Origin of the sequence: Pedobacter sp. (assembly GCF_046462515.1) — a bacterium.
Taxonomy (GTDB): Bacteria; Bacteroidota; Bacteroidia; order Sphingobacteriales; family Sphingobacteriaceae; genus Pedobacter.
Genome location: NZ_JBKGVD010000009.1, coordinates 503,585 through 518,045, shown reverse-complemented (window position 1 = coordinate 518,045; position 14,461 = coordinate 503,585). Strand labels below are relative to the sequence as shown.

General features: G+C 37.3%; 10 protein-coding genes. 5 read left to right on the top strand and 5 right to left on the bottom strand.

The window, feature by feature from the left end:
- Positions 1–34: 34 nt before the first annotated feature.
- The 3 genes from ACLHG9_RS14195 to ACLHG9_RS14185 all read right to left on the bottom strand — a co-directional run bounded on the left by ACLHG9_RS14195 (position 35) and on the right by ACLHG9_RS14185 (position 5,088).
- Positions 35–1,354, bottom strand: coding sequence for an OmpA family protein (locus tag ACLHG9_RS14195; RefSeq protein WP_410222159.1), 1,320 nt, complete (start codon positions 1,352–1,354; stop codon positions 35–37).
- Between the two features lie 265 nt (positions 1,355–1,619).
- Positions 1,620–3,341: a gamma-glutamyltransferase gene (gene ggt, locus ACLHG9_RS14190; protein WP_410222158.1), complete on the bottom strand. Its 1,722-nt coding sequence runs from the start codon at positions 3,339–3,341 to the stop codon at positions 1,620–1,622.
- Positions 3,319–5,088, bottom strand: coding sequence for an AMP-dependent synthetase/ligase (locus ACLHG9_RS14185; RefSeq protein WP_410222157.1), 1,770 nt, complete (start codon positions 5,086–5,088; stop codon positions 3,319–3,321). Before ACLHG9_RS14185 ends, ggt begins: the two co-directional genes overlap by 23 nt.
- 241 nt (positions 5,089–5,329) lie before the next feature.
- Here ACLHG9_RS14185 and ACLHG9_RS14180 point away from each other — a divergent pair, with 241 nt between their 5' ends.
- Positions 5,330–5,806, top strand: coding sequence for a hypothetical protein (locus ACLHG9_RS14180; RefSeq protein WP_410222156.1), 477 nt, complete (start codon positions 5,330–5,332; stop codon positions 5,804–5,806).
- A gap of 66 nt (positions 5,807–5,872) precedes the next feature.
- On the opposite strand, the gene ACLHG9_RS14175 is transcribed toward ACLHG9_RS14180, so the two are convergent.
- Positions 5,873–7,672, bottom strand: a complete 1,800-nt coding sequence (locus tag ACLHG9_RS14175) for a M61 family metallopeptidase (protein ID WP_410222155.1) — start codon at positions 7,670–7,672, stop codon at positions 5,873–5,875.
- 143 nt (positions 7,673–7,815) lie between these two features.
- Here ACLHG9_RS14175 and ACLHG9_RS14170 point away from each other — a divergent pair, with 143 nt between their 5' ends.
- Genes ACLHG9_RS14170 through ACLHG9_RS14155 form a run of 4 tightly spaced genes read left to right on the top strand, consistent with a single transcriptional unit; the run spans position 7,816 to position 14,211 of the window.
- Positions 7,816–8,892 (top strand): efflux RND transporter periplasmic adaptor subunit, encoded by a 1,077-nt coding sequence (locus ACLHG9_RS14170; protein ID WP_410222154.1) that lies wholly within the window; start codon positions 7,816–7,818, stop codon positions 8,890–8,892.
- 9 nt (positions 8,893–8,901) lie between these two features.
- On the top strand, positions 8,902–12,030 hold the full coding sequence (locus ACLHG9_RS14165) for an efflux RND transporter permease subunit (protein ID WP_410222153.1): 3,129 nt from the start codon (positions 8,902–8,904) through the stop codon (positions 12,028–12,030).
- On the top strand, positions 12,020–13,333 hold the full coding sequence (locus ACLHG9_RS14160; protein WP_410222152.1) for a TolC family protein: 1,314 nt from the start codon (positions 12,020–12,022) through the stop codon (positions 13,331–13,333). Before ACLHG9_RS14165 ends, ACLHG9_RS14160 begins: the two co-directional genes overlap by 11 nt.
- Before the next feature lie 17 nt (positions 13,334–13,350).
- Positions 13,351–14,211, top strand: a complete 861-nt coding sequence (locus tag ACLHG9_RS14155) for an N-acetylglucosamine kinase (RefSeq protein WP_410222151.1) — start codon at positions 13,351–13,353, stop codon at positions 14,209–14,211.
- Between the two features lie 5 nt (positions 14,212–14,216).
- On the opposite strand, the gene ACLHG9_RS14150 is transcribed toward ACLHG9_RS14155, so the two are convergent.
- The gene (locus ACLHG9_RS14150; RefSeq protein WP_410222150.1) at positions 14,217–14,453 is read right to left on the bottom strand and encodes a PID-CTERM protein-sorting domain-containing protein; all 237 of its coding nucleotides are present in this window, start codon (positions 14,451–14,453) and stop codon (positions 14,217–14,219) included.
- Positions 14,454–14,461: the final 8 nt, after the last annotated feature.

Sequence of the window (14,461 nt, the reverse complement as noted above, 5' to 3'; positions counted from 1 at the left end):
TTAACTACCGGGCTTTTTCATAGATATATTATACTTAATAAAGTGTAAATTCTACCCTTCTGTTTTGCTGACGACCTGCTGCTGTTTTATTAGTTGCAATTGGTTGATCAGGACCATATCCTGTAGCTTCAATACGTGAAGCATTTGCACCTCTTGAAACTAAGTAAGATTTTACAGATTCTGCTCTTTCTTTTGATAAACGCATGTTCAATTCTCTTGAACCAGTATTATCTGTGTGACCAGCTAGTTTAAGGCTAAAGTTTTTCTCTACCAATAAGGCAGCTACTCTGTCTAAAGTTGCATAAGATTTAGATCTGATAGTAGCTTTACCTAGATCAAATTCCAAGTTACTAATAGCGTCTTTAACTATTTTACGATCTGCTTCTGTAACAATCACTTTTTCAGTTACTTGCGGAGCAGGCATTTTGATAGGACAGCCTGAACCATCTACTACTGTACCAGCAGGTGTTCCAGGGCATTTATCAAATTTATCAGGCACTCCGTCACCATCACTATCTTTAGATAATTCGTTTATATCAGAACGCAATTTCGCATTTTCAGCTTTCTGTGCATCAAGATCAGATCTAAGTGAATTAGCTGTATTTTTTGCATCTAAAGCTTCCTGATAAGTAGCAGCAACCGGGCTGTGGAAAGCCAATTGCTTACCTTTACCCAATGCAAACTCTAAACCTGCATAAGCATAGTTATATTTATCATTGTTGTTATTAGCATATAAACCATCAAAGTTATCAGCATCAACAAAGTTAATTGTCCAGCCTAAATCAAAGTTCACACCTTCAGATAAACGGAATTTAGCGCCAACACCCACAGGAATAACCAATTTGTTAATAGCGGGATTAGTGGTTTGAACTCCAGTTCCAGTAGCAGTGGTAGTAGTTTCAAAATTAACTAAACCTGCACCTGCGCTTGCATAAAGTTGTGCGTTGTTCTGTTGTTTAAACATGCTCCAGTTAACCAGATTTAGGGCACCACTTAAGGTTGCCGAGTACCTAAGATCTGTTGAATAAGCACTAACAGGACTACCAGTAATTACAGCACCACTGTTAAATGGCTCCGAATTATCTCCTTTTACTTTTCCTCTTACTCCGTCTAAGCGTAACGAGAACGATGGTGTAATTTGGTTTTTAATGTACAAACCATAACCAAAACTTGATTTCCAGTTTGAAAAATCATTTTTACCGCCTAAGGGAGAAACACCCGTTAATGCACCGGCATTTACACCTATAGACCATGTTTTAAATTGAGGCTTCGGATTATCCTGTGCCTGGGCAATGCCTCCAATGAATATACCAGTCAAAGCAACTGATATTGTTTTTAGATAATGTAATTTCATAACGTTAGATTTAAAATCGTTTTACCCCTAACAGTTGGCAATAGGTGTACCAAGCATCACCAAAAAATACACAAACAACTAAAAATCAATATTTTACAAAAATAACTTTATTGTTACACAAAGCTATAATTGTATATTTTTCTATACAAAACACTCTCTAAGAACGATTAAATCTCTAGAGCATATGCATAAATCGATCTGTAATTAAACACAAAATGCAGGAATAATTCCTGCATTTGCTTTAGATATTTTAAAAAGCTAAAATTTACCATCCACCGGCAACGTCATCTCCTCTCGGGTCTGCTCCGGTTTGCAAAGTACCATCTGGTTTAACCAAAATAGCATCTACCCTTCCAATAGCTGCTCGTTTAAAAAATGTATATCCTTTTGCTTCAAGTCTTTTGATCTGCTCTTCATTTAAAGCGCCCTGCTCGTAATCTATTCTGTCTGGTAACCATTGATGATGTGTTTTCTTAGCATTTACCGCTTCCTGCATATCCATTCCAAAATCCAAAACATTTACAATGGTTTGAAAAACAGAAGTAATAATAGTTGAACCTCCCGGTGTACCTACTACCATAAATAATTTACCATCTTTTTCTACAATAGAGGGTGTCATAGAGCTTAGCATACGTTTATGAGGAGCAATAGCATTTGCCGCGCCGCCTACCAGGCCAAATAAATTAGGGCTTCCGGGTTTTACCGAGAAATCATCCATTTCATTATTCAGTAAAAAGCCTGCACCTTTTACCACTACCAACGAACCGTATGAGCCATTGATTGTTGTTGTAATTGAAATAGCATTGCCATCTGCATCTACAATTGAAAAATGGGTAGTTTCATCTTTCTCTTTTACATTAAAATCGCCTGCTTTAACCGCTGAGCTTGGAGTGGCTTGGTTAAAAGAAAAATTAGCCATTCTGGATACATTGTAATCTGGAGCTAACAACTCTTTTTGTGGTACTTTCCAAAAATCAGGATCACCCAAATGTTCTGCCCTATCGGCATACACACGCCTTTCGGCCTCTGTAACGACCTGTATAGTTGAATCGGATAAGAAGCCATATCTTTTTAAAGGATAGGGTTCCACAGATTGTAAGAGTTGTATTAAAGCAATTCCACCACTTGATGTAGGCGGCATAGTAATAACTTTATACCCTCTATAAGAACCTGTAACGGGTTTTCTCCATACAGCTTTATAATTTTTAAGATCAGCTTTGGTTATAATACCTCCGCCCCGCCGCATTTCTTCTGTTATATAATCGGCTACAGGGCCCTCATAAAATCCTTTAAATCCTTTTTCTTTAATCAGTTTTAAAGTATTGGCTAGTTCTGTTTGGATTAAAAGATCTCCTTTTTTCCAGGTATCTTCTTTAACCAATGCAGTTCCCAATGGGTTATGTTGCTGGAAACGTTCCTTGTGTCTGTTAAATTCTCCGGCTTGTTGTTCGGTAATTTGAAAACCATCTTTAGCTAACTTTTCTGCTGGTTCCACCAAATCAGCCCATTTTAGTTTACCATATTTTTTATGTAGTTCTACCATACCAGCAACCGATCCCGGCACGCCTGATGCCAAATGGCCATATAAGCTCTTATCTACGATCGGGTTTCCCCTCTCATCCAGATACATATCTTTAAATGCTGCAGCAGGAGCTTTTTCTCTGAAATCTAAACTGTTGATCTCGCCTTTGTTTGAGCGATAAACTGCAAAACCACCTCCGCCGATATTTCCAGCATTAGGATAGGCTACCGCTAAAGCAAATTGTACCGCCACTGCTGCATCTACCGCGTTGCCCCCTTTTCTTAAAATTTCAACACCTATTCTGGTCGCTTCGGGGTGAGCACTTACCACTGCTCCTTTTTTAAACTCCCGGGCTTTTTGAGGGGATTGAGCTTTTAAGGTGTAAAAACCGCTCGAAAAAATAAATATTGTTAAAAATACTTTGGTAAATGTAGTTTGGGTTTTACGGATGATAGTTCTCTGCATCTTTATAAATTTTCTCTATGATATCTTTATTTTTTTCAAGTATTACTTTACGTTTTAAGCTTAATTTAGGGGTAAGTTCTCCGCCGTCTATACTCCATTCTTTATCTAAAAGCGCAAATCTTTTTACCTGTTCCCATCTTCCAAAATCTTTATTTGCCACTTCTATAAGTCGGTTAAATTTATCCAGCACCTGCTCATTTTTGATCATTTCCTGATGAGTGGTATAGCTTATCCCCTTTACCGCACACCAGTTTTTCAGGGTCTCAAAGTTTGGCACAATTAAAGCCGAAGGAAACTTACGGTTTTCACCCAGTACCATCACCTGTTCTATAAAAGGTGTTTCCTTAATCTTGTTCTCTAGCATTTGAGGAGCTACGTATTTGCCTCCTGCGGTTTTAAATATTTCCTTTTTTCTGTCGGTAATCTTCAGATAACCATCTATCAGCTCACCAATATCACCAGTATGGAACCAGCCTTCCTGATCTATGCTCTCTGCGGTAAGATCTTCGCGGTTGTAATAGCCTTTCATTACATTATGACCACGTGTTAAAATCTCTCCATCTTCAGCAATTTTAACCTCAACTCCTTTAATTGGCCTGCCCACCGTTCCAAACATAATGGCATCAAAGTTATTTACGCATATCACGGGTGAGGTTTCCGTTAAACCATATCCTTCAAATACCGGTAATCCTGCCGCCCAGAATATCCTGGCCAGTCTAGGGTTTAAAGCAGCTCCACCCGAAATGATTACTTTGATCTCTCCTCCCAATGCTTCCTGCCATTTCTTAAAAACTAATTTACGAGCTACAGCTAATTTAACGTTATACCACCATGTATTTGTTACATCATAACGCTCTGCAAGCGCTACAGACCAAAAGAATATGGCTTTTTTGATACCTGTTAATTCCTTACCTTTTTCCATGATCTTATCATAGACCTTTTCAAGCAATCTTGGTACTGTAGAAAAACCATTTGGTTTTACAGATTGAATATCGGCCACAATGGTATCCATACTTTCTGCATAATAAATAGAAAGACCCAAATAAGCATATAGATAAGATATCATCCTTTCAAAAATGTGAGAAAGCGGTAAAAAGCTTAAAGTCTTTTTAATATCTGGGGGTAACAGAATTGCAGAGTTCTTGAAGTTCTGTACCAGATTGTTGTGGGTTAACATTACGCCTTTAGGTGTGCCTGTAGTACCTGAAGTATAAATAATAGTTAAAACATCTTCTGCACTAACCTGCTCTCTATATGACTCTAGATCAATGTGATCAGCTTCTTTTCCCTGCGCAATCAGCTCATTCCAGTTAGCGGCTCCCTCAACTTCGTTTAAGGTATAGATTTTAACAGGATGATCTACCGTTGCACAAACATTCTGCATTTTATGATACAGCGCTTCATCACCAACAAATACTACTTCTACTTGTGCGTTTTCAATAATAAACTTTACATCATGTTCTGCCAGGGTTGGATATAAAGGAATTTGATATGCACCCAACTGCATAACTGCATAATCGCAGATATTCCACTCAGGCCTGTTAGCAGACATCAGCGCCACTCTCGATCCCTTCTTAATACCATTTACAGCCAATCCTTTACTCAACAGATCGGTAGCTTGGGCAAAGGATTGTGTACTGTATTTATTCCAGCTGCCATTAATTTTGCCACTGATAAATTCGTCTTTAGGAAAGTTTTCGAGATTGTGTTTAATAAGATCAAAAACACGGGTTATGGTAACAGGCATATGATTTAGTATTTAAAGACCAAACAAAATTTTAAGCTATTGCGTTTATAGTGATACTAATTTAGCAATTTTTTAATGCAGAATTGCTATGCAAGCATAATTTTTTCATTCAATTTGCCATCAATTAGTTAATAAAACAGCTCTGATATTTTTGCTTTTTAATTTTTTTGTCAAATTTTTACAATATCGGCACAAAACTTGCTAATTGAACTTCAAGTTACATTTTAATTTAATTATGATTATGAAAAAAGTATTATTTACTCTTATTACAGCTGCCACATTATTGACTTTAACATCTACAAATGCGAATGCCCAGGAATACAAAAATGCCATAGGTGGTAGATTTGGTTCTGCAAACGGTGTGAGTTTCAAAACCAGCTTGAAGAAAAACGCTATGCTGGAGTTGATCGGTAACTTTAGAAGCAACAAAAGTGTTGAGTATTTTAACTTAACCGGATTATATGAAGTTTATAACCCAATTAACGGCGCACCTGGTTTGAACTGGTTTTACGGAGGTGGTGCTACTATTGGTTCAGCAAAAGTAAAAGGTTACAGCGGTGATTTTTATTTATCTGCAAATGGCGTTTTAGGATTGGATTATAAATTTAACGGTGCTCCTATCAATTTATCATTAGATTGGATCCCTGCCTTACAGTTAACGCCTGATACTGGCTTTTGGGCTGGTGATGTAGGCTTAGGTGTACGTTTCACTTTCTAAGAAGAACATATCATAAAAAAAGCCTTCACAATATTGTGAAGGCTTTTTTATTTAAAGACTTATACGCTACAGACCGGTCCATTTTTTACGTACTGCCAGTTGTAAAGGAGTAGGGTTTTGAACTTCACTGTATGTTAATCTTATTGCTTTGTTTGCTGTAAGTTTAACATTTAATTCTTTTTTCAAACCATCTCTAACAACCACTACTTTAACAAGGTCTCCTACTTTCTTGCCTGTAATTTGAGTCATACGTTCAACCGCTAGTTCTGCCGGGGCACCGTCTATGCTTATCAGCTCATCATTTACATTGATACCATCTATCCATGCACCCGAATTACGCAATACTGTAGCAATAACTACTTTATTATCTTTTCTCATTGTTGTTACACCCAAAAACGGCACTTCTCTATTGGCATTCTCATTTACTACATTAAAACCTGCCATAGCAAGATATTTCGCATAGTCTATGTCGTCTGTACCATTAATGTATTTATCCCAAAAACCTGTAAAACTAATTCCGCTAATTTTCTCTACCATCGCTTTAAATTCCGCATCGGTATAGCCTCTTTTTAAGTTTTTATAATAAAGGTCGTACATGCCCTTCATTACGTCATCCAAACTTTTAGTCCCTTTTGTAGCATTGATAATTTCAAGATCCATCAACATGCCTACCGCCTCACCTTTTGTATAATAAGAAATAGAGTTATTATTAGAATTTTCATTAGGGCGGTAACCAATAATCCATGCATCAAAACTTGATGATGCAACAGATTGAACTTTAGAACCCGGGGTATTCAATACCGTGCCTACGCTACCCAATAACGGATTAATAAATCCATTTAAATCCACATGCCCCGCTCTGATCATTAACTTATTTCCATAATATGAAGTAAACCCTTCGGCAACCCATAAATTTGTAGTATAGTTTTCGTTTTCATAATCAAATGGGCCTAAAGCTTTTGGCCTTAAGCGCTTAACATTCCATAAGTGATAATACTCATGAGCTACCAAAGAAAGAAAGCTCTTATATCCGCGTTCAGAACCATAACCATTTCTTGACGCACCCAAGGTAGTTGAATTTAAGTGTTCTAAACCACCTCCTCCTCTTTCATAATTGTGAACAATAAAAGTATAATGCTTATTAGGGTTTTCCCCATAAATCTTAGTACCTTCTTCAACAATTTTAGCCATATCTACCTTTAAACGCTCTTTATCGTAATTACCTCCGCCATACATAGCCACTTCGTGTTTTACACCCGCAGCATCAAATTCAAACACATCCTGGTTACCAACTTCAATAGGGCTGTCAAAAAGAATATCAAAATCTGAAGCGGTATAAGTGAATTTTTCACCTTTTACTGGTTCCAAACCAGTGCTTACTTTACTCCAGGTACTAAAAGGAACGATCTTAACCGTACTGGATGTTTTTATCATTCCATCAGGATACATAAAGATACCTGTCGGCGATAAAAATGCATGTGATTCATCAATAAAAGGTGTACGAACAGAGATTTCAAAAGCATATACGCGATAATTTACCTTAACGGCATTGGCTTTTACATTATGTACACGCCAAGTATTTTTACTGATTTTTTCAAATTTAAGGTCCTTTCCGCCTGCTTTTGCGCCAAAACTTTCAACACTTTTGGAAAATTCACGGATCAAGTAAGACCCTGGTGTCCAGGTTGGCATTTTAAGGTCTATGTAATTTTTTGCAGCAATGCCCGAAACATTCATTTCAACTTCTGCATAATGTGCCTGTGGTTCTTTAAAGCTTATTTCGAAGCCTATTTTTACCTGCGATTTGCTTGTCATGCCAATTGATAGTAGTAAAACCAATCCTAAAACAGTTCTTTTTATCATCATAATTTAAGTTTACCACAAATTTAAAATTTAAAATAAATTATTGGCCTACCTGCTTTATTTAACTGCTGTAACATACTTACTACAAGTGGCTTTGTAAAAAAACATTTAAATATTTTTGTATGTTAGCATAACAAGCTCAATTTATGAAAAAAAGATATTTTATTTACTTCTTGCTGATTGCGGGTCTTGCTTACCTGATTTTTTACCGCATTGGCGAAAACAAAAAAATAGACGGTGCGGGCAACGGCGGTCCTAAAAAAGATAAAAAAGGTGGGGGTCCGGCGTTAAATGTTGAAGGTATAATTGTTAAAACTTCGAACTTTACCAATAATCTTGAACTGACAGGCAGTATAGAACCTAATGAAGCTGTAAGTTTACAGAGCGAGGTTTCAGGGTTAGTTACCGGAATTTATTTTACAGAGGGCTCTAATGTATCTAAAGGAACACTGTTAGTTAAGATCAACGATAAAGATATACAGGCGCAGATCAAAGATATCAATACTAAAGAAAAGCTTGCGGCAACAAACGAAGATAGAGCTAAACAACTTTTACAAAAAGGAGCTATCAGTCAGGAAGAATATGATACTTCATTAGCAGATCTTCAATCTATAAGGGCCCAAACACAGGTATTAAAAGCGCAATTAGCTAAAACATCCATCTATGCGCCTTTTAGTGGTAAGATTGGTTTACGTTCTATTTCTTTAGGTGAATACCTTACCCCTAATAAAATAATAGCGAATTTATTGAGCACTAATCCGGTAAAGATCTCTTTTTCTTTACCTGAACGTTATGCTGCACAGATTAAGAATAATACACCGATCAAATTTACCATTGATGCTTCTCATAAAACATTTGAAGGCCGTGTATTTGCTATAGAGCCTGGCATTAACCAGCAAACCCGTACACTAAATGTTAAGGCTCTTGCCAGAAATGATAAAAATGAACTTGTGCCGGGGTCTTTTGCCAAAGTAAGTTTAGATCTACAAACCATCAACAATGCCATTTTAATTCCAACAGAAGCTATTATTCCTATTTTAGATGGCAAAATGGTTTACACGGTAAAAGATGGTAAAGCCCAAAAAGTAAATGTAGAGGCAGGAACCAGAACAGCTACCAGTATCCTGATCCAATCAGGTTTAAATGCCGGCGATACGGTATTAACTACGGGCGCTATGGCTGTAAAGCAGGGTTCTTCTGTAAAAGTTAAGATTGTAAATTAAAGAATTGCCATGAGTATCTCTACCACCAGTATAAAGCGCCCGGTGTTGGCAATTGTAATGAACCTGATCATTGTACTGTTTGGTATAATAGGTTATAATTTTTTGGGTATCAGAGAATATCCATCCATAGATCCAACCATTATATCTGTTCGTACTTCTTACCCCGGGGCAAATGCAGACATTATTGAATCACAGATTACCGAGCCTTTAGAGAAATCTATTAATTCCATAGATGGAATTAGGAACATTACTTCTTCTAGCAATCAAGGCTCAAGTAATATCACTATAGAGTTTAATTTAGGAAAAGATATTAACGAAGCCGCTAACGATGTACGTGATAAGGTATCGCAAGCCGCTCGAAGCCTTCCTAAAGACATTGATGGCTTACCTACTGTAAGTAAAGCAGATGCAAACTCTGATGCCATCATATCCATGACTATACAAAGTGATAAGCGGGGTGTAACCGATCTGAGTGATTTTGCAGAGAATGTAATTGCCGACCGCATACAAACCATTCCTGGAGTAAGTAGCATGCAGATACAAGGACAACGTAAGTATGCAATGCGTTTGCGCATAGATCCTAACAAGCTCGCTTCCTATGGATTAACCACTCAAGATATCGTATCGGCCCTTGATCGCGAAAATGTTGAGCTGCCTTCGGGAAAACTTACAGGTGCTTCTACTGAACTCACGGTAAAAACAATGGGAAAATTGACTAATGCCGAACAGTTCAACAACCTTATCTTAAAATCAGACAGCAACAATGTGGTTAAATTACAGGATGTAGCCGTTGCCGAAATAGGCTCTGAGAACGAGGAAACCATTTTACGAGAATCGGGCAAGCCGATGGTTGCCATTGGTGTTATCCCCCAACCTGGTGCAAACTATCTGGATATTAGCAAAGAGTTTTATAAACGACTTGAGAAATTAAAAACAGATGTTCCCCAGGATATACAGTTAAAGGTTTCACTCGATACAACAAAGTTCATCAAGAAATCAGTGACCGAAGTAGCTGAAACCATTCTCATCTCCTTGGTGTTGGTAATCCTGATCATCTACCTGTTCTTTAGAGATTGGGGAATTGCATTTAGACCGCTGATTGATATACCGGTTTCCTTGATTGCTACTTTCTTCATCATGTATATTTTTGGCTTTTCCATCAATGTACTTACCTTACTGGCTATTGTTTTGGCTACTGGTTTGGTAGTTGATGATGGTATTGTGGTAACTGAAAATATCTTTAAAAAAATTGAAGAGGGTTACAGTCCTATTGAGGCAGCCATTAAGGGCTCTAATGAAATCTTTTTTGCAGTAATCTCTATTTCTATAACCTTGGCTGCAGTGTTCTTACCGGTTATCTTTTTACAGGGCTTTGTAGGACGGCTTTTTAGGGAGTTTGGTGTAGTAATCGGCGCCGCAGTACTCATTTCGGCATTTGTATCCTTAACTTTAACACCAATGTTAAATGCTTACTTAATGAAAAAAGGTGGGCATGCACCCTCTAAGTTTTATAAGTTTACCGAGCCTTACTTTATTAAACTGAATGAAACATATAAACACAGTCTTAATTCATTTTTAAGACGTAGATGGTTGGCCATTCCTATATTAGTAATCTGTACAGCATTGATTGCGCTTTTCTGGAACTTGTTAAAAAAGGAAACTGCCCCTTATGATGATCGGAGTGCTATAAACATGAACGTAACCACACCAGAAGGGTCTTCTTTTGCTTATACTGATAAGTTTATCATGAAGATTAATCAAATGGTTCAAGATTCTGTTCCCGAGAAAAACGTTAACATTACAATCTCTTCGCCTGGCTTTGGCGGTTCTTCTACCAACTCTGGTTTTGTACGAATGGGTCTCGTTGATCCCGAAGACCGGGAAAGAAGCCAAAAAGACATCGCTGAGATGCTAACTAAAATTACCCGTAAATATACTGAGGGTAAGGTAACCGTTACTCAGCAGCCTACTATATCGGTAGGAAGACGTGGAGGCTTACCTATAAGCTATATTATACAGGCCCAAAACTTTGAAAAACTAAGAGAAAAATTGCCGTTATTTATGGATGAGGTGGCTAATGACCCAACATTTACGACTTCTGATGTTAACTTAAAGTTCAACAAACCTGAAATAAATCTTACCATAGATCGCGAAAAGGCAAAAAATCTTGGTGTTTCTACCGTTGATATTGCTCAGACCCTTCAATTAGGATTAAGTGGCCAGCGTTTTTCTTATTTCTTTATGAATGGCAAGCAGTATCAGGTTATTGGGCAATTTGATGTTAGCGACAGAAAAGATCCTTTAGACTTAAGCTCTGTATATGTACGCAACAACAAAGGAGCACTTATTCAATTAGATAACTTGATTGTTTCAAAAGAGCAGAGTAATCCTCCACAGTTGTACCATAATAACAGATTTATCTCCGCTACTATATCTGCCGGTTTAGCTCCGGGCAAAAGTATTGGCGATGGCATTGAAGCAATGGATAAAATTGCGGCAAAAGTTCTGGATGATAGTTTTACAACAGATCTGAGCGGAGAGTCGAGAGACTTTAAAGAAAGCTCATCCAACACTATGTTCGCTTTTGGATTAGCCTTATTATTGGTTTACCTGATATTATCAGCACAGTTTGAAAGTTTTAAAGATCCAATTATTATCATTTTAACGGTACCGATGGCCGTTGCAGGTGCTTTTCTATCGCTATGGCTATGTGGGCAAAGCTGGAACATTTTCAGCCAGATAGGAACAATCATGCTGATTGGTTTGGTTACCAAAAATGGTATCTTAATTGTTGAGTTTGCCAACCAGCTAAAAGAACAAGGGAAACCTGTACAGGAAGCCATCAGAGAAGCTGCGGTTTCGAGGCTAAGACCTATTTTGATGACCAGTTTGGCTATTGCATTCGGCGCGCTTCCTATTGCTTTAGCATTAGGGGCCGCAGCTAAAAGTAGAATGAGTATGGGTACGGTAATTATTGGCGGCACCTTATTTTCATTAATATTAACCCTATTTGTAATACCTGCTATTTATTCTTTTTGGTCTAAAGAACACAAAGAAAATAAGGAGCTTAAAGCCTCTTTAGCTTCTGCCGAGCAGAGTAGTGCAGATCCAGACACAGAATTAACAAATGAAAAATAAGCAAATCATATTTTTGGTAACGTTAGTATTCCTGATGCAGCAAAAGTTATTTGCTCAAAATGTTCTTTCATTAAAAGATGCAATCCAGATTACTCTACAGAATAACTATGATATTAAGCTGGTAAAGAATGACCTTGAGATTTCTAAAAACAATGCAACTTTAGGAAATTCTGGAATGTTGCCTACAGCTACGGGAAATTTTGGTACCGGCGGAAGTATACAAAATACGGTACAAACTCAATCAACAGGTACACAACGTGTAACAGATGGTGCTAAAAACAGCAACCTTACTTATGGAATAGGCTTAGATTGGACCATATTTGATGGTTTTAAGATGTTTGCCAGTTATGATAAATTTAAAGCCTTAGAGAAACAGGGCGAAAGCAATCTAAAAATACAGATACTGAACAGTATAGCCGATGTTGTAGCTGCTTATTACAATATTGTAAAACAACAACAGCAGGTAATGGTAGCCGATAGCAGTTTGGATATCTCTAACATGCGGCTTAGAATTGCCCAGAATAAATTGAAAATAGGCAAAGGTTCTAAACTTGATGTACTTTCTGCTACCGTAGATTACAATGCAGATACATCTAATTATTTACAACAGAAAAATCTACTAAATAATTATAAGATTGCTTTGAATAATCTTTTAGCCCGGGATGCCAATACTTCTTTTACGGTAAACAGAGAAATAGATTTAGAAGCTACCTTGAATTACAATGAGCTGATAACGCAAGCAGAACAACTAAGCCCCGCTTTACAAAACGCATTAATCAACAAAAAGATTGCTGAATTATCTCTTAAACAGGTTTATGCCAATCGTTATCCAAAGATCAGTGTAAACGGTGGCTACGATTTCAACCGCAGCCAATCTCCTACGGGTTTCAACACACAGTTTAGATCTAATGGATTTAGTTATGGGCTAACGGCCAGTATTAATTTATTTAATGGCTTTGTGCAGCGCCAAAATGAACGCAATGCAAAAGTAGAGATCAATTCATCACAAATACAAATAGATAAGACCAAGCAGGATATCTTAACTAAACTGGCTTCAACCTACCAGGACTACATTACTTTTTTAGACCTGATCAAATTAGAGAAGAATAATCTAGATATCGCTAAACAGAATTTAGACATTACCTTGGAAAAATACCGTCTGGGGAGTATCACTCCACTTGAACTGAGAGAGGCACAAAAAAATGAATTAGATGCCAACAACCGATTCTTGGAAACCAAGTACCAGGCCAAGCTTGCTGAGTTGAGTTTAAAACAAATTAGCGGAACGTTAAATTTGAATTAATTTATTATTTTTAGAGCATGATTTTAGTTGCCGATAGCGGATCTTCCAAAACAGATTGGATTGCTCATAATTCTAAAGAAACATTAGATTTCCATACCCAGGGCATTAACCCGTATTTTTTAAATTCGCAGGAGATCATAAAGATCTTAAGTAAGAATAAAGATCTTTCAAAGATAGCTGCGGATGTAAAGGAAATCTACTTTTTTGGTGCAGGCTGCTCTTCTCCTGATAAACGGGAGGTGGTATCTAATGCCTTATCTTCTTTCTTTAAGAATGCTTATGTGAGCGTAGATCATGATCTGATAGGCTCTGCTTATGCAACATGTGGCGATAAGAAAGGATTGTCATGTATTTTAGGAACAGGTTCTAATATAGCCTATTATGATGGCAAAGATGTTTATCCCGGCAAACATGGTTTAGGATATATTTTAGGCGATGAGGGTTCAGGCACTTTTTTCGGAAGGAGAGTGCTTTTATCTTATCTCTATAAAACAATGCCCGTAGAATTGAGAGATAAGTTTAAGCAAGCTTATCCGGTAACCAAAGATATTGTAATAGAGCACATTTATCAAAAGCCTTTTCCTAATTCATATCTGGCAGCATTTAGCAAATTCATGGCTGCTAACAAATCCCATCCTTTTATTCAAAGCCTGCTCAGAGACGGTTTTCAGGAATTTATAGATAGTAATGTTAAAGATTATAAGAACTACAGGTTATTAGAATGCAGCTTTGTAGGTTCAATTGCTTATTATTATCAGGATGAACTTAAAGCAGTTTTTGCGGCGAATGATATTAAAATAGGAAAAATCTTACAAAAGCCGGTTGAGGGTATTTTTGAATACATCTTAAAAAGAGAGGGGGAACTCCAAAGTGTTTAATTTTATTAAACCTTTTCAGTAGTCTGACTTTCTTCTTTTCTCTTATCGTTAATTTTTTTCAGGCCATAAGCTACACCCGCAGCAATAAGCAGGCTTGCTCCTCCATCAAAAGGCACATTCACATCATCCGGATCGCAAGGCTCATCAGGATCAGGGCATGGGAAGCCCTGAGCATGTACTGTTGTTGTTAAAACCAACAATCCTAAAAACACATATACAATTTTCTTATAAATACTCTTCAAAACTTTGT

What these genes read in the sequence shown, in the direction of transcription:
- ACLHG9_RS14195 (WP_410222159.1), bottom strand. Translation starts at nt 1,354, where the DNA reads ATGAAATTACATTATCTAAAAACAATATCAGTTGCTTTGACTGGTATA.
- ACLHG9_RS14180 (WP_410222156.1), top strand. Translation starts at nt 5,330, where the DNA reads ATGAAAAAAGTATTATTTACTCTTATTACAGCTGCCACATTATTGACT.
- ACLHG9_RS14155 (WP_410222151.1), top strand. Translation starts at nt 13,351, where the DNA reads ATGATTTTAGTTGCCGATAGCGGATCTTCCAAAACAGATTGGATTGCT.
- ACLHG9_RS14165 (WP_410222153.1), top strand. Translation starts at nt 8,902, where the DNA reads ATGAGTATCTCTACCACCAGTATAAAGCGCCCGGTGTTGGCAATTGTA.
- ACLHG9_RS14170 (WP_410222154.1), top strand. Translation starts at nt 7,816, where the DNA reads ATGAAAAAAAGATATTTTATTTACTTCTTGCTGATTGCGGGTCTTGCT.
- ggt (WP_410222158.1), bottom strand. Translation starts at nt 3,341, where the DNA reads ATGCAGAGAACTATCATCCGTAAAACCCAAACTACATTTACCAAAGTA.
- ACLHG9_RS14185 (WP_410222157.1), bottom strand. Translation starts at nt 5,088, where the DNA reads ATGCCTGTTACCATAACCCGTGTTTTTGATCTTATTAAACACAATCTC.
- ACLHG9_RS14175 (WP_410222155.1), bottom strand. Translation starts at nt 7,672, where the DNA reads ATGATGATAAAAAGAACTGTTTTAGGATTGGTTTTACTACTATCAATT.
- ACLHG9_RS14160 (WP_410222152.1), top strand. Translation starts at nt 12,020, where the DNA reads ATGAAAAATAAGCAAATCATATTTTTGGTAACGTTAGTATTCCTGATG.